This window comes from Streptomyces lavendofoliae (genome assembly GCF_014649735.1).
Classification (GTDB): domain Bacteria; phylum Actinomycetota; class Actinomycetes; order Streptomycetales; family Streptomycetaceae; genus Streptomyces; species Streptomyces lavendofoliae.
Window position 1 is genome coordinate 174,430 of record NZ_BMTP01000013.1, and the last position, 20,924, is coordinate 195,353.

Here is a 20,924-nt window from a genome sequence, read left to right on the forward strand (position 1 = left end):
GGATACGGACCGTGCGCGAACCCAGCACGCCCCGCACGCATTCGGGGACATCCGGCATACGGGCGGGAGCCCGGGCGGCGGCTCTGCTCGCCGCCGCCGGGCTCCTGATCACCGCGGTACCGGCGTCGGCGGCGACCCCGCCGGCCGCCGAACCGCCGGCCGACGTCATCCCGGGGGCGCGGACCGCGACCCCCGCGCTCGTCGACGGCCTCCACGAGGCGGTGGACGCGAAGGCGAGGCCGGCGGACGCGGCGCGCGAGCACCTCGCCGCCCAGGAGAGCCGCTACAAGATCACCGAACCGCGGCGTGATCTCGCCCCCCTGCAGACGCTGACGCGCGGCACGGAGGAGACCGTACGGCTCCAGCAGAAGCACCGGGGCGTGCCCGTTCTCGGCGGGCAGTACGTGGTCCGGATGGAGCGGAAGGGCGGCGAGCGGGTCGTCACCGGCACGTCCGGCAAGTACTTCACCGGTCTGACGACCGGGGTGGAGCCGGCCGTGGCCGAGGACGTCGCGGTGCGGCGCGCGGTGACCGCGACCGAACGGCGGCTCGGCGGCCACCGGCTCGCCCTCACCGACGCGCGACGTGCCGAGGAGCGCGTGCGGCCGCTGAGCGGCAGCGCCGGGGGGCTGGTCGTCGTCCCGCGCGGCGAGGGCGTGCTGACGTACCACGTGACGGTGCGCGGCAGCCACCCGGTGACCGGAGCGCCGGTGCTCCAGCACGTGTACGTCGACGCGCGGGCCGGGTTCCCGGTCCTCCAGTACAGCGGCATCAAGTCCGTCGTACCGCCGGAGGCGCCGGCCGGGACGGCGGCCGGGCGGCAGGCCGACGACCCCGCCGTCCCGCCCACCGGCACCACCGGCAGCGGCACGCTGCTGAGCGGCGCCACGGTGGACCTCAACGTGAGCCGGGCCGGGGACGACCGGTACGTGCTGGCCGACCGCGCCCGGATGGCGGACGGCAGCAAGGCCGCGCTCACCACGTGGGACGCGCGGGACAAGGACGTCTACGAGGTGCTCGGCGGCTGGCCGGCCGACCTGAAGGAGTTCGGCTCGCCCACCGCGCGGTTCGGCAAGGACGCCACCGAGGCCGGTGCGGTCGACGCGCACTGGGCGGCCGGGCAGGTCTACGACTACTACCGGAAGCACCACGCCAGGGACGGCCTCGACGGCCGGGGCTCGGCGGTGAACAGCCTGGTGGGCGTCACCCAGTTCGGCATGCCGTACGTCAACGCCTTCTGGGACGGCACCAAGATGGTGTACGGCTCCGGCGACGCCGACCACAAACCGCTGTCGGCCGACCTCGACGTGGTCGGGCACGAGATGACCCACGGCGTGGTCGAGAACACCGCCAACCTGGTCTACGCGGGACAGTCCGGCGCCCTCAACGAGGCCGTGGCCGACTACTTCGGCAACGCCATCGACGTCACGGCCTCGGGCGTGGCGATGGACCACCCGGACGCCGGCCTCATCGGCGAGGACCTGTGCCGCACCAAGGCGCCCCGGGACTGCGCGTTCCGCGACCTCGACGACGGCGCCACCACGTCCGGCGACTTCCTCGGCGCCACCTTCGGCACCGACAACGGCGGGGTGCACCTCAACTCGACGATCTTCTCCGGGGCGCTGTGGGACCTGCGCCAGGACCTGGGCGCCGACCTGGCCGACCGTATCGTGTACAAGGCGCTGACCGAGTACATGACCCCGCTGGACGGCTTCACCGACGGCCGCAACGCGGTCCTCGCGGCGGCGAAGGACCTGGGTGTCACCGGGCAGCGGCTGAACGCGGCCAAGCGGTCCTTCAACGCCCACGGCATCGTCGCCGGCTGGGAGGAGGCCCTGGGCGTCGACTCCGACGAGCTCTTCGGCAAGCTGAACGTCGCCGGCACCGGTGTGGGGGCGGGCGGCGGCTGGTGGACGGCCGCCAAGTCCAACGACGACGGCACCGAGCCGTACTCGGTCTACGCCGGCCGCGCGGACGGCAAGGGCGCCCCGAAGCTCATCAGCCCCAACGACGGTCGCTACCACGTCTACCCGGCCACGGACGGGAAGACCGTCGTCTGGGCGGCGTACGGCGCGGCGAGCGTGGACGTGCTGTCCCGCCCGATCGCGGGCGGCCCCGTCAGGAAGCTGTACTCGTCCACGGCCGAGGACGTCGCCGGACTGCGGGTGGACAACGGCGTCACGGTCTTCGAGACGCTCGGCCTGTTCACCCGGCACGTCGTCCACCTGCGCCCGGGCGACCGCGCGCCCACGTACGTGGACGGAGGCGGCGACGACGTCCTGACCGGCCTGCCGTCGATCGCGCACGGGAGGGTCGCGTACGTCAAGCTGTACCCGGAAGGCGGTGAGTACCGGCTCGGGGTGGAGCTGCTCGACCTGCGGACCGGGCGCCGGACCCTGACCGAGCCGCTGGACGAGCCGCAGACCCTCGGCCAGACGGGCATCAACGGCAGCAACGTCTTCTGGCTGACCGACGCCGACTCCGCCGACGAGGGCCGGACGGGCATCCGCCGGGCGAACCTCGACGGCACCGGCACCTACGACATCAGCGGCGAGGGCAAGCCCGGCGCTCTGATCGCCACCGACCTGACCGTCTCGGAGAAGGCGGTCACGGTCAACGCGCTGCTGCCGGACACCGCGTACCGCAACGAGACCCTGCCGAAGAACTGGCAGCTGACGACCGACGGCACGCGCAAGGAGCGCGTCTCGTGCAACCGCGGCGAGCAGCTGTCCCCGGCGGCGCTCGAAGGCACCGGGGTGGTGTGGATCGACGGCACCACCGGCTGGACGAACCTCGTCACCCGCGCCCGCCCGGCGGGCCGCTGCGCCTGAGCCCGCCTCCCCCCGAACCCCCCGGCGCCCGCGCGCCGGGGGGTTCCCCGCGGGTATGGCGTGCCTCCGAAAGCGCTCGGTGGGGGTGGTGCCCGGGGACAACGGCGGCATGGCCATGCCGGACTCGGGTGCCGACGCCACGCACGGAGAACCGGGACACCCGAGAGGGTCGCGATGCCGCCGCCGGTCCCCGCCTGCGAAATACTGGACGAGCTGCGGCGATGCCCGCCGCCGGGGACAACTTTCAAGCCGGGGAAAGCGCGCGAGGGGTACTGACGTGCAGGGAAGCCGTACGGGGAACGACGCCGCAGCCGGCGGGGAGCACGGTGTGGACCACGAGATCCTCGCCCTGGAGCGCGAGTTGGCCGTCTTCCTGCGCCGCGCCCGCGCCTCCTCCGGCGAGATGGCCCGCGAGGTCCACCCGGAGCTCGAACCCGCCGCCTACGGCCTGCTCGTCCGCCTGGAGGAGGCCGGCACCCAGCGCGCCACCGCGCTCGCCGCGTACTTCGGCGTCGGCAAGGCCACCATGAGCCGCCAGCTGCGCGCCCTGGAGGACCTCGGGCTGGTCGCGCGCGACCCCGACCCGGCCGACGGCCGCGCCTCCCTCGTGCGCCTCACCGACGAGGGCCGCGGACGCTTCCGCCGGGTGCGCGACGCCCGCCGCGCCCGCTACGTCCGCAAGCTCGCCGGCTGGGACCGCGCCGAGATCGCCGAGCTGGCCCGGCTGCTGCACCAGCTCAACGCGGGCGGCGACGACCGGAGCCCGGCGCGGCCACCGGGACCCGACCCGCGCTAGGGCCCGCCCGCGCCCGGTCCGCGCGCCGGACGCGCCGGGGCCGGCAGCGGGGCCGGCAGGCGGGGCCCGGAGACCCGGAGACACCCGCCTCAGAGCTCGACGTGCACCACCGTCGCGTCGTCGTGCCGCTTCCAGCGGTACGCGTACGAGGGCGACGCCTCCAGCTCCCGCACCCGGGCGATCAGGCCGCGCGGGCCCTCCTTGGCCACCACCGCGAAACAGTCCGCCCAGTCGCCCATCCCGAACACCTCCGTCCAGCGCGCCGCGCCGTCCGTCATCGCCACCAGCGCCCGCACCTCGGCCGCCGGCACCCGGCCGGTGACCGCGCGGGCCGCCACCGACGGGTCGGCCGCCGCCGTGAAGAACCCGCCCTCCCTGTTCCGCACGGTGGCGTCCGTGATCGCGTGCGACGTCAGCGAGCCGGGCGGCAGCCGGTCGAGCCGGTCGTCCAGCACCGCCCGTACCGCCCCCTCCGGGGACCGGAGCAGCAGCACCGAGTCGGACAGCACGAGGTACTCGACGTACGCCGCGCCCCAGCGGGCCATCACCACGGTTGCCTGGGGAGTGCGTACGTGAGAAAGGTCACATGTGCCGCGGTGGGTGTCCGCGGTGCGCCGGATCGCCTCGGACAGGATCCCGGCCAGGGTCAGGTCCGGGCGGGAAGCGGACAGTTCGGTCAGCGCGCCGCCCAGGGCCGCCGTGAACCAGGGCACCGAGTGCACACACCCGTCGTCGTCGATCGGGGGCGTGACCCCGTCGAGCACCACCAGCGCGCCGCCCTGACCGGAGGCGGGAACCACCACGGAGGCCCAGTCCTCGTTGGCGCGTTCCGGCGAGCCCGGGAGGGAGGAGATCTCGCTCTGCATGGGCCCAGTCTGCATGACTTCTCCACATCGCCCACAGAAGGCCGAAATCGGCCCGTACCGGCAGGTCAGCGTGCGGGTAATCGCCGGAAGCCGGACCTCCGGCAAGGTGCGGGCGGGCATCCTGCCAAAGCCCGCGTAGATCTTTCAACCCGCCCGCCCGTACGTCCCCCGGGCATGTGCCCGGGAGAGTTGTTCGCCAACTCAGGAGTGTTGTTCACTCGTTCGGGTGGCGGAGTGGTCGACGTGTCTCCCCTTCGACAACGGCGCTGGGATGGTCGAGGCCGTACCAGGGGTCGGGGGGCTGTTCGCGTGCGTGACCGGTCGTCACCTCTGCTTCATGGGCGGACGAGTTCGAGAATGTGAGCACCGGTGCAGAAGCGCAGTGAGACTCCCGGCGACGCCCAGGCACCGGGCGGCCGCCGCGTACGCGTACGCAGCCGGCTCGTCGCCGGCGTCGCGCTGGTCGGCATCACCGTCATAGGAGCGGGCGCCCCGGCCGTCCTCACCGCCTCCGGCGACCTCAACGACTCCCAGCGGCTCGTCAACCTCGCCGAGCTCAACCGGCAGGCGGTCACCCTCGCGCACTCCCTCGCGGACGAGCGCGACCAGGTGACCGCGTACATCGCCGCCGGGCGGGGCACCGGCAGGGGCGACACGGGCAACGGCGGCGCGGACGACGGCACCGGCGGCGAGGCCCGGGACGGCGGCAAGGCCCCCGGCAAGGGCGCCCCCGGCATCGACGCCGACCACCGCGCCCGCGTCGACCGGCAGATCGACGAGATCCACGCCGAGGCCCCGGCCGGCCTCCGCGGCGAGCTCGCCGGCCTCCCCGGCATCCGGCGCTCCGCCCTCACCGGCAAGGGCACCGCCCTGGAAGCCCACCGGGCGTACACCGCCGTCATCGCCAAGCTCCGGGCCCTCTCCGCCGAACTCGCCGACAGGACCCCCGCCCGCGCCGCCGACGCGGGCGCCGGCACCCGCGCCCTCACCGAACTCGGCCGCGCCGTCGACCAGGCATCCGCCACCCGCGGCCTGCTCCTCGGCGCCCTCGCCGTACCCGGGAAGAAGGACGCCGACCCGGTCTACGACCCGGTCACCGGCCGGTACACCGAGCCGGAGGACCCCGCCGGCGACGAGGCCGACCGCACGCGCGGCGCCCTCAGCGCCGCCGCGCAGACGGCCCGCGTCCGCGAACAGGCCGCCCTCGCCGACTTCGACCAGGCCGCTCCGCCCGCCTCCCGCGACTCCCTCGCCGCCACCGTCACCGGCCCCGAGGTCAAGAGCGCCGAGACGTACCTCGCGGGCCTCACCGACCGGCCCGAGCTGTCCGAGGACGAGCGCCGCACCGACCAGGACGAGCTGCGGGCCGCCCTCACCGCCCGCGTCGAGCAGATGCGCGGCGTCGAGTCCTCCCTCGCCACCGCCGAGGTGCGGCGGACGGAGCGGCTCCGCGACGACGACGTCACCGCGCTCGAACTGCGCGTCGCGCTCCTCGGCGGCTGCCTGCTCGTCGCGATCGGCGTGTCGACCGCCGTCGCCCGCACCCTCACCCGGCCGCTCGCCGTCCTGCGCATCGGCGCCGCCCGCCTCGCCGCCTCGCCGGAGACCGAGGAGCCGGTCGGGTTCACCGGCCGCAACGACGAGTTCGCCCAGGTCGTACGCTCCCTCAACACCCTGCACGGCAGGCTGTGGGAGCTCGGTGCCCGCGCCGAGCGGCTGGACGCCGAGCGCGCGGACGCCGTCGCCGCCCGCGAGACCCTCACCGCCGAGCTGGCCGGGCAGCGCGCCGAGCTGCGGGAGCGCACCGCCGAGCTGGGCGCCGAACTGGAGGCGCTGCGCGGCAGCGTCCACCACACCTTCGTCAACCTCTCCCTCCGCACCCTCGGGCTCGTCGAGCGGCAGTTGGCCGTCATCGAGAAGCTGGAGGAGCGCGAGCAGGACCCCGAGCGGCTCGGCACGCTGTTCAAGCTGGACCACATGGCCACGGTCATGCGGCGGCACAGCGAGAACCTGCTGGTCCTCGCCGGCCACGAGCACAACCACGCCCACCAGGGCCCCGTTCCGCTGGTCGACGTGCTGCGCGCCGCCGTCAGCGAGATCGAGCGGTACGAGCGGGTCACCATCCAGTCGCTGCCGCCGCACGCCCATGTGGCCGGGTTCGCCGCCGACGACCTGAGCCACCTGCTCGCCGAACTGCTGGAGAACGCCACGTCGTTCTCGCCGCCGGACGCGAAGGTGCAGCTGTCCGGCTGGCTGCTGGAGAGCGGTGAGGTGATGCTCTCCGTCGAGGACGAGGGCATAGGGATGACCGCGTCCCGGCTCGCCGAGCTGAACGCCCGCCTGGCCGACCCGGAGGCGGAGGCGCCGTCCGGGGGCGACCGCGACGGCGAGGGCCTCGGCATCCGGGTGACCGCGCTCCTCGCGGCGCGGCACGGGGTGCGCGTCCAGCTGCGGGAGCACAAGCAGGGCGGTGTGGCGGCCGTCGTCGTGCTGCCCGCGGCCCTGCTGCCGGACGCCCCGCCGACCGCCCTGCCCCCCTCGGTCACCCTGGCCGGGACGGCGCCCACGCTGAACCTCCCGGGGTCGGTCGCGGAGGCCAACTCCAACTCCCTGCCGGGCGCGCGCACGGCCCGCGACCCCCTGGTCGCCGCCGCCGAGGCGACGCTGAGCGCCACGCCCGCCGCCGCGGATGCCGCTCCGGACGCCCCGGCCCCGGCGGACGACACACCCGGCGGACCGGCGCCGGACGCGCCCGAGGCGCCCGTACCGGACGAGCCGAACGGGCCTGCGCCGGACGCGCCCGAGGCGCCGGAGGCGCCCGTCCCCGCGCAGGACGTGCCCGGGCCCGAGACCACCCTCCAGGTCCGCGCACCGCGCGCACCGGAGCCCGAGCCGACGCCCGCGCCCGAGCCGACGCCCGCGCCCGGGGCGGCGGCCGGGGCGACGGAGCCCACGGCGGAGGCGAGCGAGCCCGAGGCGCACGAGCGGGCCGCCGCACCGGCCGACGACGACGCCACCGAGCCCCGCGCCCGCGAGCCCAAGTGGGAACGGGTGACCGACAAGGGCCTGCCCAAGCGGACCCCGAAGCTGGTCGAGCCCACCGCGCCGCCCGCCGGGCGGACCCGCGGGGTCGACGCCGAGGCGCTGCGGCGCCGGCTCGGCGGGTTCCACCAGGGCGCGGTGGAAGGCCGCCGCGACGCCGAGGCGGAGATCGCGGAGAGCACCCAGCAGATGGAAGCGGTACGTACCGAAGAGACGGGGGACACAGTCGAGGAGGCACGCAGTTGACCGCGACGACCGGCAGCACCACGGGCACCGCAACGTTCGGACTGAGCAGCGAGGCCAAGAACCTGCACTGGCTGCTCGGGAACCTCGTCGAGGAGGTGCCAGGGGTGCGCTCCGTAGCCGTCGTCTCGTCCGACGGCCTGCTGCTGCTCTCCTCCGACCCGGCGGACCGCAAGACCAGGGGCGAGGCGGGTGGGACCCGCTCCGACGGCCCCCGCGGGGCGGCCGCCGACCTCGCCACCATCGTCTCCGGCGTCGGCAGCCTCACCATCGGCGCCGCCAAGCTCATGGACGGCGGCAACGTCAAGCAGACGATGGTCGCCATGGAGGAGGGCAGCGTCTTCGTCATGTCGATCAGCGACGGCTCCCTCCTCGGTGTGCACGCCACGCCCGACTGCGACATGAGCGTCGTCGCGTACCACATGGCGCTCTTCGTCGGCCGTGCCGGACACGTACTCACGCCCGAACTCCGCAGCGAGCTGCGCAAGTCGATGGAGAGTGCCGAATGACCTCCGCATCCGCCGCCGGCCGGCTGCCGGTCCGGGGCGGCGGGCGGCGGCCCGCACGCGTCCGGCCCTATTCGCTCACCGGTGGCCGCACCCGCTTCGGCCACGTCCTGCTCGTCGAGACGTTCGTCGCAGCGCTCGAAGCACCCGAGGAGCGCAAGGAGCTGACGAACGGCGGCCTCGCCTCCCGCGTCATGCCGGAGATGCGGGCCATCGTCGAGATCTGCCGCCGCATGCGTACGGTGGCCGAGATCTCCGCGCTGCTGAAGATGCCGCTGGGTGTCGTCCGGGTGCTGCTCAGCGACCTGGCCGACCAGGGGAGAATCCGCGTGTACGGCACCGGCCACGGAACCGGCCAGCCCGACCGCGCACTGCTCGAAAGGGTGCTGAGTGGCCTCCGCCGTCTCTGAGATACCCGTGGACGAGTCCGAGGCCCAGGCCTGGCAGCTCGACCACACCCGCGCCCCCATCGCGACGAAGGTCGTGGTCGCGGGCGGCTTCGGCGTCGGGAAGACGACCTTCGTCGGGTCCGTCTCCGAGATCACGCCGCTGCAGACCGAAGCGCTGATGACACAGGCGAGCGAGGACACCGACGACCTGTCCGCGACGCCGGAGAAGCTCACCACCACCGTCGCCATGGACTTCGGGCGCATCACGCTCGACGACGACCTGGTGCTGTACCTCTTCGGCACGCCGGGGCAGCAGCGGTTCTGGTTCATGTGGGACGACCTGGTGCGCGGGGCGATCGGCGCGGTCGTGATGGCCGACACCCGGCGGCTGACCGACTGCTTCCCGGCGCTGGACTACTTCGAGAGCTGCGGCCTGCCGTACGTGGTGGCGGTCAACCACTTCGAGGGGTCCGAGCTGTTCGAGGCCGAGGACGTGCGCGAGGCGCTCACGGTGCCGAAGGACGTACCGATCGTGATCATGGACGCGCGGAACCGGATCACGGTCGTCGAGTCGCTGCTGGCGCTCGTCGCCCGGGCCCTCGAAACCACCCCTGAGTAAGGAAAAGAGACTCTTCGATGCGGAAGATACTCATCGTCGGAGCCGGGCAGTCCGGCCTCCAGCTCGCCCTCGGACTCCAGTCCCAGGGGTACGAGGTCACCCTGATGTCCAACCGCACCGCGGACGAGATCCGGGCCGGCCGGGTGATGTCCACGCAGTGCATGTTCCACACGGCGCTCCAGCACGAGCGGGACCTCGGCATCAACTTCTGGGAGTCCCAGGCCCCGCGCATCGAGGGCCTCGGCGTCTCGGTCGCCGCGCCGGACTCCACCCGCGCCGTCGACTGGGTGGGCAAGCTCGACGGGTACGCCCAGTCCGTCGACCAGCGTGTGAAGATGGCCGGCTGGATGGAGACCTTCGCGCAGCGCGGCGGCCAGCTGGTGATCCACGGGGCGGCCGTCTCCGACCTGGACTACTTCTCCCGCACGTACGACCTGGTGCTGGTCTCGGCCGGCAAGGGCGAGCTGGTGTCGATGTTCGGCCGCGACGCCTCCCGCTCGCCGTACAGCGAGCCGCAGCGCGCGCTGGCCGTCGCGTACGTCCACGGCCTCGGCCCCCGGCCCGAGCACCCGGACTACGACGCGGTCCGCTGCAACCTGGTGCCGGGCGTCGGCGAGTTGTTCGTCATGCCGACCCTCACGATCAGCGGCCGGGCGGACATCCTGTTCTGGGAGGGCGTCCCGGGCGGCCCGCTGGACGTCTTCCAGGGCGTCAAGGACCCCTCCGAGCACCTGGCGCTGACGCTGGAGCTGATGGAGAAGTACACGCCCTGGGAGTACGCCCGCGCCACCAAGGTCGAGCTGACCGACGCCAACGGCACCCTCTCCGGCCGCTACGCCCCGACCGTCCGCAACCCCGTCGGCCGGCTCCCCGGCGGCGGCCTGGTCCTCGGCGTCGCGGACGTGGTCGTCGCCAACGACCCGATCACCGGCCAGGGCTCCAACTCCGCCTCCAAGTGCGCGGCGTCGTACCTGTCGTCCATCGTGGAGCGGGGCGACCAGCCGTTCGACGAGTCCTGGATGCGGCAGACCTTCGACCGCTACTGGGACACCGCCCAGCACGTCACCAAGTGGACCAACGCCATGCTCGGCGTCCCCCCGGAGCACGTCCTCGGCCTCATCGGCGCGGCGGGCCAACTCCAGCCGGTCGCCGACCGCTTCGCGAACGGCTTCAACAACCCGGCCGACTTCGAGAACTTCTTCTACGACCCGGAGAAGACCGCCGCCTACCTCGCCTCCGTCACGGGGGCGTGACGCCGTCCCGGCCGGCGCCCCGGCCCCCCGGGCCGGGACGAGGCCGGCCGGGGCATCCTGCGAACGACGGCTCCGTACCGTCGCGAGCGGGTGCCGGCCGTGCGGGGCACCCGCCCACGAGGGCAATGCCCGGCAACGCCGGTGGCGCCGGGCGTCACGCGCGCGTGCGGGTGAGGCGGGTGCGGACCGCGAGGGCCGCCGAGGCGATGACGGTGAGGCCGCCGAGGACGGTGGGCCAGGTGAGCCGCTCGCCGAGGAGCAGGGCGGCCCAGCTGATGGTCAGCACGGGCTGCACCAGCTGTATCTGGCTGACCTGCTCCATGGGCCCGATGGCGAGGCCGTGGTACCAGGCGAAGAAGCCGAGGAACATGCTCACCACGCCGAGGTAGGCGAACGCGGCCCACTCGGTCGCCGTGCCGACCGGGGGGCGCTGCGCCATCGAGAGGCCGGCGAGGGTGACCATCAGCGGGGCGGAGAGCACCAGCGCCCAGGAGATGGTCTGCCAGGCGCCCAGCTCCCGGGCGAGGAGCCCGCCCTCGGCGTAGCCGACGCCGGCCGCGAGGACAGCGCCGAGCAGCAGCAGGTCGGACCAGTGCGGGCCGCCGAGGCCGCCGCCCTGGACGGAGGCGAACCCGACCGCCGCGACCGCGCCGACGGCCGCCATGGCCCAGAACCGGGCCGGGGGCCGCTCGTGGCCCCGCAGCACGGCGCACACCGCCGTCGCGGCGGGCAGCAGCGCGATCACCACGGCGCTGTGACCGGCCGAGGCGGTGGTCAGCGCGTAGGACGTCAGCACCGGGAAGCCGACGACCACGCCGCCCGCGACGACCGCCAGCCGGGCCCACTGGACTCCGCGCGGCAGACGCTGCCTCGTGACGGCGAGCGCGACGGCGGCGAGGAGCGCGGCGACGACCGCGCGGCCGGAGCCGATGAACAGCGGGGCCAGGCCGCCGCTCGCGACGGCGACCCGGGTGAACGGGACGGTGAACGAGAACGCCGCGACACCGAGCAGGCCCCAGGAGAGGCCGGTGCGGGCCGGTGATAGCACCGGGGCCGGAAGGAGAGTAGCGCTACTGTTGGTCTTCATGAACCACGATAGCAGTGCGCGGATCGTCGCCGGCCTGGACGAGTGGATCGCCACCGCCGCGCCCGGTGCCAGGCTGCCCTCCACCCGGTCGCTGGTCGCGCGGTACGGGGCGAGCCCGGTCACCGTGCAGAAGGCGCTGCGCACCCTGGCGGCGCGCGGGGCGGTGGAGAGCCGGCCCGGCGTGGGCACCTTCGTCCGGGCGGTCCGCGTGGCCCGGCCGAACGACCACGGGTGGCAGACGGCGGCGCTGGGCGCGCCCCGGCACCGCGTCCCGCACCTCGCCCCGGCGCTGCGGACCTACCCCAACGACGTCATCGCGCTGCACTCCGGCTACCCGGACCGGGACCTGCTGCCCGAGCGCCTGGTCCGGGCGGCGTTCACCCGCGCGGCGCGGGGCGACTCCACCGTGAGCCGCCCGCCCGCCGCCGGGCTGCCCGAGCTCCAGGCGTGGTTCGCGTCCGAGCTGGGCGCCGCGATGCCCGCCGGGCTCACACCCCCGGACCCGAGCGACGTCATCGTCTTCCCCGGCAGCCAGAGCGGGCTCGGCACCATCTTCCGCGCGGTCGTCGGGGCGGGCCGCCCGCTGCTGGTGGAGTCACCCACGTACTGGGGCGCCATTCTCGCCGCCGCGTCGGCCGGCGTGCGGCTGGTGCCGGTGCCCAGCGGGCCGGACGGCCCCGACCCCGACGAGCTGGAGCGGGCGTTCGCGCGCACCGGGGCGCGGGCGTTCTACGCGCAGCCCAACTTCGCCAACCCCACCGGCGCCCGCTGGTCCGCCGGGCTGGCCGACCGGGTCCTCGGCACCGTCCGCGCGCACGGCGCGTTCCTCATCGAGGACGACTGGGCGCACGACTTCGGCATCGACGCCGAGCCGGTCCCGCTCGCCGCCCGGGACGACAGCGGGCACGTCGTCCACCTGCGGTCGCTCACCAAGAGCGTCTCCCCGACCGTCCGCATCGCCGGGATCACCGCCCGCGGCCCCGTCCGCGAGCGCATCCTGGCCGACGCCCAGGCCGAGTCCATGTACGTCAGCGGCATCCTCCAGGCCGTCGCGCTGGACGTCGTCACCCAGCCGGCCTGGCGCACCCACCTGCGCCACCTGCGCCACCAGCTCGCCGCCCGCCGCGACCTGCTCGCCGGCGCGCTCCGCGAGCACGTGCCGGCCGCCGACCTGCCGGCCGTTCCCCGGGGCGGGCTCAACCTGTGGGTGCGGCTGCCGGACACCACCGACCTGACCCGGCTCGTCCGGGACTGCGAGACCGCCGGGGTGATCATCGCCCACGGCAACCCCTGGTTCCCCGCGGAACCGACCGGGGCGTACCTGCGCCTCAACTACTCGGGCCCGAACCCCGGCGCCTTCCCCGAGGGCGCCCGAGTCGTCGGGCAGGCGCTGGCCCGGCAGTAGGCCCGGCGGTGGGGCGCGCCGTCACCCCTCGTCGTACCCCTCGTCGGAGCCGCCCGCCGCGCCGGTGGGCAGCGGCGGAGGGGTGTAGGAGCGCAGGGGCCGGGCGGCGGGGTCGGGGCGGACCGCGCCGAGGAGGGGGTTCGCGGCGATGGGGGAGACCTTGACCCGGGCACCGGGGCGCGGGGCCTGGATCACCAGGCCGTCGCCCAGGTAGATGGCCACGTGCGTCGCCTTGGGGAAGTACACCACCAGGTCGCCGGGGCGCAGGGCGCGCAGCGGCACCTTGGGCAGGGTGCGCCACTGCTCCTGGCTGGTGCGGGGGATGGAGCGGCCCGCCCGCGCCCACGCCCGGGACGTGAGGCCCGAGCAGTCGAAGGACTCCGGGCCCTCGGCGCCCCACACGTACGGTTTGCCGATCTGTTCGGCCGCGTACGCCAGGGCCTCGCGACCCGGCTCGGAGGGGGTCCTGGCGCCCTCCAGCTCGCCGGTGGCGAGGAGTTCGCGCTGGGCGTCGTCCGTCTCCGCATCCTCCAGGGCGGTCAGCTCCTCGACCTCCTCGTCCGACAGGGCGGCGAGGGTCTCCTCGACCTCCTTCAGCCGGGCCGTGACCCGGTCCCGGGCTTCCTTCTGCTTCTCCGCGAGGGTCTGCTCCCGGTCCAGCGCCCTGCGGGACGCCGTGGCGAGCCGGTCCGCCCGTTTCTCGCCCTTCTCCAGCCGGGCCACCGTCGCCGACCGCTCGCGGGCCGCGCGGCGGAGCACCTGGTGCTGGTCCAGCGCGTGGTCGGGGTCGCGGGCGAGCAGCAGCCGCAGGGCGGAGGAGAAGTCCGTACGCCCCTGGTACTGGGCGCGTGCCAGCCGGCCGGCGTCGGCGCGGGCGCGGGCGAGGGAGTCGCGGGTCCGGGCCAGGTCACCGGTGAGCCGTTTCGTCTCGGCGGCGAGCGCCTTCCGTTCCTCCTCGGTGGCGTTGTACGTCTCGGTCGCCTCCTCCGCCTGCTGGTAGAGGGTGCGCAGCCGGCCCAGCAGCTCCGGCACGGTGGCCGGTCCGGCGGTCTCCGCCTCCGGCGCGGCGGACGATTCGGCCGTCTCCGGGTCGGGTGCGGTGGACGATTCGGCCGGCTCCGGTTCGGGCGCGGCGACCGCCGGCGCGGCGGGCAGTGCGGCCAGCAACGCGGCGGCGCAGACGGTCCGCAGCAGTCTTCCTGACATGTCATCACCTCCGCCCCCATCATGGGGCGGAGAATGATATGACAAGCGTATTAAGTGCCTGAGTGGGAGGTTCGTCCTCGCAGGGTCACCCGTCCTGGCTACTCGACCGGCAGTCCGTAGAACGTGCGGCCCCGGCGGACCACCGCCCCCGCCGCCCCCACGGCCGGCACGCCGTACGCCGCCGACGTGTCCCCGGCGCCCGGTTCCTGGACCCCGGCGTCCTGGAACTGCCACAGCCGCCGCCCGTCACCAGCCGCGAACGCCGTGACCTGCGCGGCGTCCGCCGCGAGGACGGTGCGGCCACTGGCGCTGACCGTCACGCCCGGGGCGTCACCGCCCGCGGCGGACTCCGTACCGCGCCGCCAGCGCGCCCTGCCGGTCGCCGGGTCGACGGCGTACACGGTCCGGGAGCGGTCGGCGACGTACAGCGCGCCAGCCGCGACCTGGGCGCGCCCGAAGGCGGCGGTGGCGCGCAGCCGCCACAGCGGCCTGCGGGTACGCGTGTCGAAGGCGTGCAGGCCGCCCTCGGCCGCCGTGTACAGCCGCCCCGACGCGTCCCCCGACACCGCGTCGCCCGGACGGGCCGCGCCGAACGGGCGGAACCACCGGCGCGCGCCGGTCGCCCGGTCGTGCGCGTAGAAGACGGCGAGGCCCTTGGCGGCCTTGACCTGAGCGGCCGTCAGCGACCGCGGGTCCTGGCGGAAGACCAGCGCGTCCGGCCGGAGGGCCAGGACCTCGTGCACGGGGGTGAACGGGGGCCGGCCGTTGGGCACCTGGACCCGCCACAGCTCCCGGGCCCGTGCCGTGTCGTACGCGAAGAGGTACGTACGGGAGGCCAGCGTGCCGGTGAACCACACGACCGTGCCGGAATTCCCGGCGACCGACGACAGGCGCACGCCGTCCGGGTACGGCATTCGGCGCGCGGCCGAGCCGTCCGCCGGCGTGAGGAGCCGGAACCCGTCGCCGCCGGCGACCAGCAGCCGGCCGTCCGCGAGGGGCACGGCCCGGTGCGCCGAGGCGGCCTCGGCGCGCTGCCAGAGGCGCCGGCCGGTGGCGAGGTCGACGGCCGTGGCGTGGGCGTCGGTGGTGAGCACCAGGATCCGGTCGCGCCAGGCGGCGGCGTGCAGCACGGAGCGCGCGGTCGCGGGGTGTTGGTACGCCCAGCGGGGCTGCGGCGGTACCCCGGGGACGGCGGGGCGTGGCCGGGCGGCGGGCTTGGCGTCGGTACGCGGCGGCGCGTCGTCCCCGGACGTGAGCGCGAGGACCCCGCCCCCGCCGAGGACGGCTCCGGTCACGCCGGCGGCCAGCCCGGTGAGCAGCCCGCGCCGGGAGGGCGCGGTGGGCGCGGACGCCGGGGCGGCCGCTCCCGGGGACGCGGCGTCCGGCCCCCGCCCACCGCCCAGCGGGCCGGGCGGCAGCGCGGGAGCGGGCGGCGCCGCGGACGCCGGCGCCGACGCGGGCGGGGCCGCGGGGGCGGGCACTCCGGCCGGCCGCGCCACGACGAGCCCGCCCGGCGCCGCGTCCCGCCGGGCCTGCCGCCCCACGCGCACGGTCCGCCCCTCGGCGTCCTCCTCCGGCATCCGCAGGGCCGCCACCCGCGCCGCCTGCCCGTCGAGCGCCTCCACCAGCCGGTCCGGCAGCCAGCCGCCGCGGGCGAGCGCCGACGCGCCCTCCAGCGCCAGGGCCGCGGCGGCCTCCCCGGCACCGGGGCGGTCCTCCGGGGCCTTGGCGAGGCACCGCGCGATCAGCGGGCACAGGTCCTCCGGGACGTCACCGAGGGCCGGTTCGGCGTCCGCGATGGCGTCCGCGTCCGCCAGCGGAGGGGTCCCGGTCGCGGCGTACGCCAGCAGCAGCCCGAGCACGAAGACGTCCGACGGCGGGCCCGGCTCGTGGCCGGCCACCTGCTCGGGGGTGAGGTAGCCGAGCCGTACCGACAACTGCCCGCCCGCGCGGGCCTCCGCCGACTCCGCCGCGCCCAGGGCGCCGAACGCGGTCAGCCGGGGTCCGTCGGCCGCCAGCAGCACGGTGCCGGGAGCGAGGCCGTGCAGGACGGCACCGGTGGCGTGCACCCGCGCCAGCGTCTCGGCGAGGCCCGCGCCCAGCACCCGTACCGTCCGCCCGGGCAACGGCCCGGCCAGGGCGACGGCCTCGCCGAGGGTGAGGGCGGGTACGTAGGGCGTCGCGGTCCACGGGAAGGGGCCGTCGACGGCGGTCGCCAGCGGCTCCGGCACCCAGCCCCCGGCCAGCCGCTCGGCCGTGCGGGCCTCGGCGGCGAACCTCCGCCGGAAGGCGGGGAGTTCCGCGAGCGACGGCTGCGGCGCGGTCACCACGACCGGGGCGCCCGCGCCGTCCCGGGCGAGGTACCGCACCGCGCTCGCCGACTCCCGTACGCGGGCCAGCAGGGTGTACGGCCCGCAGCGGCGGGGGTCACCGTCCCGCAGCGGTCCGATCGGCTGGAGCGGCGACGACGGTCCCATGCGGCGGTTCCCCCTCTGGCGGCGCGAATGCCCGTGATCCTACGACTTCTGTGACCAGGGCCACTTCACCTCGCGCCGCTCACGGCCCTCGGGGGCGTACTCGTACTTCCAGCCGCGCTGGAGCCCGAGCCGCTTGGTGTAGCCGGCCGGGACGCGGCGGTAGGCGTGGACGGCCGGCGGGCCGCCGTCCTCCGCCGGGACGGGGACCGTGTACCACTTGGGCGGGTGGCCGGTGGGGCCGGTCAGCACCGGCAGGACCCGGCCGTCCAGGGGGCCGCCGTGGAACGGCGTGTTCTCGCTTCGCACGCCCCCAGTCTCACACCCGGGTCACAGCAGATGCGCGGCGTCGCCGACCACCGGGAGCACGCCGCGCGCCAGGATGCCCACCGGCCCCTCGGGCCGCTCCTGCGCCAGCAGCGACGCCACCGCTCCCGCCGTCCGGGCGTCGGTCGCGGCGGTCGCCGTCAGCAGCGCGACCAGGTGGTCGACCAGCCAGACCCGCAGATCGGCGGCGGGCGGCTGCTTGTCCTCGTCCAGCCAGATGAGTGACGCCGCCTCGACCGCCGCTATCCACGTCCGCACCATCATCCGCAGCCGCGGCCCCGGGTCCGGCACGCCCAGGTGCAGCAGGATCTGCTCGGCCGCCGCGCGCCGCACCTCGTCGACGATCGCGGTCGCCCGGGACGTCTCGGCGACGCTGCCGCCCCGCAGCAGGGCGCTGAACCCGGTGTCGTGCTCGTCGACGAAGGCCAGGTACCGGTCCAGGACGCGGGCCAGCCGCTCGGTGGGCGGCCCCACGTGCGGCTCGGCGAAGCACCGCTCCAGTTCGTGGGCGGCCGAGCGCAGCGCGGCCTCGTACAACTCCTGCTTGCCGCCCGCGAAGTACCGGTACACCAGCGGGCGCGAGACCCCGGCCGCCTCGGCGACGTCGTCGAGCGACACCTCCTCCGGCGCCCGGTGCGCGAAGAGCGAGAGGGCGACGCGGAGGAGCTGCGTACGGCGCTCCTCGACGCTGAGCCGTCGGTACGCGGGAGCGGGCGTGGCGGCACTGGTCATGCCCGCAGCGTAACTCCGCCCCGCCCCCCGTGGCGCCGGCCTCAGGCGAGGAGGCCGGAACTCCGCCAGAGCCTGCGGCCCGGGCCGCGCAGCACCCCGATGTCGTCGAGGAACTCCGTCAGCCGCCGGGCGCCCGACTGCATGACCTCACGGCGGTGGCCGCTGGCCCTCACCTGGGCGACCGCCTCGCGCCGGTCCAGGCCGACGTTCTCGTACACCCGGGGGTTGACGAAGCAGACGGAGAAGACCCGGGCGGCCTCGCCGCAGCTGACGCGTGTGAGCTCCTGCTCCCAGCGCGGGGCGGTGACCATCTGCCGGCGCAACTCCTCGCGGGCGTACCGGACGTGCCGGGCCTCCTCCACCACGTGGATGCGGGTCACGCCGCGCACCAGGGTCTGGACGCGCTCGTCGGGGAAGGTCAGGCGCTGCATCCAGTCGAGGATCTCCTCGCCCAGCAGCGTCGCCGCGAACGAACCGGGCGTGGTGGACACGGTCTTCAGGACGCGCGCCATGTTGTGGTACCTGCGCGGCACGGGGTACGCGGGTGCCCCGCCCTTCTGGATCATCCTGGCGAACATCATGGAGTGGCGGCACTCGTCCGCTATCTCGGTGAGGGCGTACCGGACGTGGTTGCTGGTCACCGACTTGTCGTAGATGTGGCGGACCAGCAGCTGCATGAGGATGATCTCGAACCAGATGCCGAGCGAGGCGAGCGAGGCGGCCTCGTGCCGCGCCAGGTCCATCCGCTGCTCCTCGGACATCCTCCGCCACAGCGGGGTGTCGTAGAGGGAGACCAGCTCGGGCGGCCAGAACCACTTGCCGTCCTCGGCGGGAGCGTCCCAGTCCAGCTCCTTGTCGGGGTCGAAGGAGTGCTTCGCGGACGACTCGAGCAGCCGCTCCGCGACCTGTTCACGGTCCCGGAGCGGACCGAGCGCGTCGCGGAGCAGACGGATGTCGCGTTCGGACACGGTGGTCATGGGCGGGCACCTCGCGCAGTTGGCGTTACCGGTGGTCATCCCTTATAAGACTGCTTGTCAGCAAGGCCGTCAATCCCCTGTGCCCGACTTGTTGACCCGGCGTCTACCAACGTGTGAGCCTGCCAACCACCCGTCCGCGCACAGGCGAAGGAGCCGTCCGTGTCGACGCACGATCTCTACACCAGGGACCCGGGAGACCAGGTCTGGCAGGTACCGGCCACCGGTTCGGCGCGTTTCAGCTGGGAGTACGACGACGGCCGCGACCGGCTGCTCGCCCTGTACCAGAAGGGCAAGGACAAGCAGTGGGACGGCGCCCGGCGCATCGACTGGGACCTGGAGGTCGACCCCCACGACCCCCTCGGCACCCCGGACGAGGCGCTGACGCTGTACGGGACGCGCCACTGGGCCAAGATGACCAACAAGGACAAGGCCGAGCTGCGCCGGCACTACGCCTCGTGGCAGTTCAGCCAGTTCCTGCACGGCGAGCAGGGAGCGATGATCTGCGCCGCCCGGATCGTCGAGTCCGTCCCCGACATGGACGCCAAGTTCTACTCCGCGACCCAGACCATGGACGAGGCCCGGCACGCCGAGATCTACGGCCGCTTCCTCCACGAGAAGATCGGGATGCTGTACCCGATCAACGACAACCTCCAGGGCCTGCTGGGCGACACGCTCCGCGACTCCCGCTGGGACATGCCCTACCTCGGCATGCAGGTCCTGATCGAGGGCCTCGCGCTCGCCGCGTTCGGCATGATCCGGGACACCACCGACAAGCCGCTGCCGAAGCAGATACTCGCGTACGTCATGCAGGACGAGGCCCGGCACGTCGCCTTCGGCCGCATGGCGCTGCGCGACTACTACCAGCAGCTCACCGACGCCGAACTGCGCGAGCGCGAGGACTTCGTCATCGAGGGCTGCTACCTCATGCGCGACCGGCTGCGCGGCGTCGAGGTGCTGGAGAACTTCGGCGTCTCGAAGAAGGAGGCGGAGGAGTTCTCGGAGCAGTCCGAGTTCCTCCACCTGTTCCGCAAGCTGCTCTTCAGCCGGATCGTGCCGTGCGTCAAGGACATCGGCCTGTGGGGCGAGCGGCTCCAGAAGGCATACGTGGACATGGGCGTCTTCGAGCTGGGCGACTCGAACCTGGACCTGCTGATGACCCAGGACGAGGAGATCGCCGAGCAGCTCGACCGCGAGCGGTTCGCCGCGGAGGAGGCCGAGCGGGTCGCGGAGGTGACGGAGGCCATCGCGGAGGGCGGAGCATGATCGGGCGCCGCATCCCGTGACGTAGATTGGCGGTCATGACCATGCCGCCTCCGCCCCAGCAGCCGCCCGGTCCCCACGGCGCGTACCCCGGCCCGCAGCCCGGTCCCTACGGTGCGCAGCCCGGCCCGTACGGCGCGCAGCCGGGGCCGTACCCCGGCCCGCAGGCGGGGCCGTACCCCGGCCCGCAGCCGGGCGTGCCGCAGCAGTACCCGGGCCCCTACGGCGGTCCGGTGCCCGGTCCGTACGGCATGCCGCAGCCACCGCGGAAGAAGCGCACCGGGCTGGTCGTCGGCCTGGTCGCCGGGGCGCTCGTCCTGTTCGGCTGCCTCGGCTACGGGGTCAAGATGGTCTTCGACGCGGCCGGCGGCGACACGCCCTTCCCGGCCGCCACGCACAAGCTCACCGTCCCGCGGAAGCTGGTGGACGGCCAGTACACGCTCGCCCAGGACATGTCCGGCACCGAGGGCAAGAAGCTGCTGGACGAGTCGTACAGCCCGTTCGCCCGTACGGACGGGGCGGCCGTGGCGCAGTACACCGCCGAGCAGGACGGTGCCGTCAAGGCCCTGGTCGTCTCCGGCTACTACGGGCAGATCAAGCGCCCCGACACCGAGCGCGGCAGCCTGCTGCGCGGGGCCGGCACCGCGCAGAACGCGAAGATCGAGATACCGGCGAAGGACGTCACGCCCGCCGGCGCCGAGGTGAAGGTCGAGTGCGAGGTGCTCAGCAACACCGAGGCCGGCAACAAGGTGACCTTCCCGATGTGCGCCTGGGCCGACGGCAACACCGCCGTCGGGGTGGGCGTCGTCGACGGGGCGACCCTGGCGCGCGAGCCCGGTGACATCGACCTCGCCGCGGCGGCCGAAGTGACGCTGAAGGTCCGCGCCGAGATGCGCACGCCGATCGGCTGA

At 74.7% G+C, this 20,924-nt stretch carries 17 protein-coding genes; 10 read left to right on the top strand and 7 right to left on the bottom strand.

What is annotated here, in order from left to right:
- Positions 1–11: 11 nt before the first annotated feature.
- The gene (locus IE109_RS23960) at positions 12–2,831 is read left to right on the top strand and encodes a M4 family metallopeptidase (protein WP_373297761.1); all 2,820 of its coding nucleotides are present in this window, start codon (positions 12–14) and stop codon (positions 2,829–2,831) included.
- 277 nt (positions 2,832–3,108) lie between these two features.
- On the top strand, positions 3,109–3,627 hold the full coding sequence (locus IE109_RS23965; protein ID WP_189553151.1) for a MarR family winged helix-turn-helix transcriptional regulator: 519 nt from the start codon (positions 3,109–3,111) through the stop codon (positions 3,625–3,627).
- A gap of 89 nt (positions 3,628–3,716) precedes the next feature.
- On the opposite strand, the gene IE109_RS23970 is transcribed toward IE109_RS23965, so the two are convergent.
- Positions 3,717–4,508: a hypothetical protein gene (locus tag IE109_RS23970; RefSeq protein ID WP_373297763.1), complete on the bottom strand. Its 792-nt coding sequence runs from the start codon at positions 4,506–4,508 to the stop codon at positions 3,717–3,719.
- Between the two features lie 354 nt (positions 4,509–4,862).
- Between IE109_RS23970 and IE109_RS23975 the strand changes: the two genes are divergently transcribed.
- Genes IE109_RS23975 through IE109_RS23995 form a run of 5 tightly spaced genes read left to right on the top strand, consistent with a single transcriptional unit; the run spans position 4,863 to position 10,545 of the window.
- Positions 4,863–7,781 carry a sensor histidine kinase gene (locus IE109_RS23975; protein ID WP_189553152.1) on the top strand — a complete coding sequence of 973 codons (2,919 nt, stop codon included), beginning with the start codon at positions 4,863–4,865 and terminating at the stop codon, positions 7,779–7,781.
- Entirely contained in the window at positions 7,778–8,287 is a 510-nt protein-coding gene (locus IE109_RS23980; protein ID WP_189553154.1) for a roadblock/LC7 domain-containing protein, read from the top strand. Before IE109_RS23975 ends, IE109_RS23980 begins: the two co-directional genes overlap by 4 nt.
- A complete protein-coding gene (locus IE109_RS23985; RefSeq protein WP_189553156.1) occupies positions 8,284–8,694 on the top strand; it encodes a DUF742 domain-containing protein in 411 nt (136 codons plus the stop codon). Before IE109_RS23980 ends, IE109_RS23985 begins: the two co-directional genes overlap by 4 nt.
- The gene (locus IE109_RS23990; protein WP_189553158.1) at positions 8,675–9,292 is read left to right on the top strand and encodes a GTP-binding protein; all 618 of its coding nucleotides are present in this window, start codon (positions 8,675–8,677) and stop codon (positions 9,290–9,292) included. The genes IE109_RS23985 and IE109_RS23990 overlap by 20 nt, the downstream gene beginning before the upstream one ends.
- Before the next feature lie 17 nt (positions 9,293–9,309).
- Entirely contained in the window at positions 9,310–10,545 is a 1,236-nt protein-coding gene (locus tag IE109_RS23995) for a styrene monooxygenase/indole monooxygenase family protein (RefSeq protein ID WP_189553160.1), read from the top strand.
- Between the two features lie 154 nt (positions 10,546–10,699).
- Here the strand turns inward: IE109_RS23995 and IE109_RS24000 are convergent, their stop codons facing one another.
- Positions 10,700–11,632 (bottom strand): DMT family transporter, encoded by a 933-nt coding sequence (locus tag IE109_RS24000; RefSeq protein WP_189553161.1) that lies wholly within the window; start codon positions 11,630–11,632, stop codon positions 10,700–10,702.
- Here IE109_RS24000 and IE109_RS24005 point away from each other — a divergent pair.
- Positions 11,631–13,037, top strand: a complete 1,407-nt coding sequence (locus IE109_RS24005) for an aminotransferase-like domain-containing protein (RefSeq protein ID WP_189553163.1) — start codon at positions 11,631–11,633, stop codon at positions 13,035–13,037. The genes IE109_RS24000 and IE109_RS24005 overlap by 2 nt on opposite strands.
- 21 nt (positions 13,038–13,058) lie before the next feature.
- On the opposite strand, the gene IE109_RS24010 is transcribed toward IE109_RS24005, so the two are convergent.
- From IE109_RS24010 to IE109_RS24030, 5 genes are all read right to left on the bottom strand, one after another.
- A complete protein-coding gene (locus IE109_RS24010) occupies positions 13,059–14,243 on the bottom strand; it encodes a C40 family peptidase (RefSeq protein WP_189553166.1) in 1,185 nt (394 codons plus the stop codon).
- 98 nt (positions 14,244–14,341) lie between these two features.
- On the bottom strand, positions 14,342–16,720 hold the full coding sequence (locus IE109_RS24015) for an outer membrane protein assembly factor BamB family protein (RefSeq protein WP_229891480.1): 2,379 nt from the start codon (positions 16,718–16,720) through the stop codon (positions 14,342–14,344).
- Between the two features lie 39 nt (positions 16,721–16,759).
- The gene (locus tag IE109_RS24020) at positions 16,760–17,026 is read right to left on the bottom strand and encodes a DUF8847 domain-containing protein (RefSeq protein WP_189553168.1); all 267 of its coding nucleotides are present in this window, start codon (positions 17,024–17,026) and stop codon (positions 16,760–16,762) included.
- Between the two features lie 21 nt (positions 17,027–17,047).
- Entirely contained in the window at positions 17,048–17,776 is a 729-nt protein-coding gene (locus tag IE109_RS24025) for a TetR/AcrR family transcriptional regulator (protein ID WP_189553170.1), read from the bottom strand.
- A 41-nt stretch (positions 17,777–17,817) separates the two neighbouring features.
- Positions 17,818–18,753 (bottom strand): AurF N-oxygenase family protein, encoded by a 936-nt coding sequence (locus IE109_RS24030; RefSeq protein WP_189553172.1) that lies wholly within the window; start codon positions 18,751–18,753, stop codon positions 17,818–17,820.
- Positions 18,754–18,912: 159 nt separating this feature from the next.
- Between IE109_RS24030 and IE109_RS24035 the strand changes: the two genes are divergently transcribed.
- Together IE109_RS24035 and IE109_RS24040 are read left to right on the top strand one after the other, a co-directional pair.
- Positions 18,913–20,016 (top strand): ferritin-like domain-containing protein, encoded by a 1,104-nt coding sequence (locus IE109_RS24035; protein ID WP_189553174.1) that lies wholly within the window; start codon positions 18,913–18,915, stop codon positions 20,014–20,016.
- Between the two features lie 35 nt (positions 20,017–20,051).
- Positions 20,052–20,924, top strand: a complete 873-nt coding sequence (locus IE109_RS24040; protein WP_189553176.1) for a hypothetical protein — start codon at positions 20,052–20,054, stop codon at positions 20,922–20,924.

What these genes read in the sequence shown, in the direction of transcription:
- IE109_RS24005 (WP_189553163.1), top strand. Translation starts at nt 11,631, where the DNA reads ATGAACCACGATAGCAGTGCGCGGATCGTCGCCGGCCTGGACGAGTGG.
- IE109_RS24010 (WP_189553166.1), bottom strand. Translation starts at nt 14,243, where the DNA reads ATGTCAGGAAGACTGCTGCGGACCGTCTGCGCCGCCGCGTTGCTGGCC.
- IE109_RS24000 (WP_189553161.1), bottom strand. Translation starts at nt 11,632, where the DNA reads ATGAAGACCAACAGTAGCGCTACTCTCCTTCCGGCCCCGGTGCTATCA.
- IE109_RS23970 (WP_373297763.1), bottom strand. Translation starts at nt 4,508, where the DNA reads ATGCAGACTGGGCCCATGCAGAGCGAGATCTCCTCCCTCCCGGGCTCG.
- IE109_RS23995 (WP_189553160.1), top strand. Translation starts at nt 9,310, where the DNA reads ATGCGGAAGATACTCATCGTCGGAGCCGGGCAGTCCGGCCTCCAGCTC.
- IE109_RS24025 (WP_189553170.1), bottom strand. Translation starts at nt 17,776, where the DNA reads ATGACCAGTGCCGCCACGCCCGCTCCCGCGTACCGACGGCTCAGCGTC.
- IE109_RS24040 (WP_189553176.1), top strand. Translation starts at nt 20,052, where the DNA reads ATGACCATGCCGCCTCCGCCCCAGCAGCCGCCCGGTCCCCACGGCGCG.
- IE109_RS23985 (WP_189553156.1), top strand. Translation starts at nt 8,284, where the DNA reads ATGACCTCCGCATCCGCCGCCGGCCGGCTGCCGGTCCGGGGCGGCGGG.
- IE109_RS24015 (WP_229891480.1), bottom strand. Translation starts at nt 16,720, where the DNA reads ATGGGACCGTCGTCGCCGCTCCAGCCGATCGGACCGCTGCGGGACGGT.
- IE109_RS24030 (WP_189553172.1), bottom strand. Translation starts at nt 18,753, where the DNA reads ATGACCACCGTGTCCGAACGCGACATCCGTCTGCTCCGCGACGCGCTC.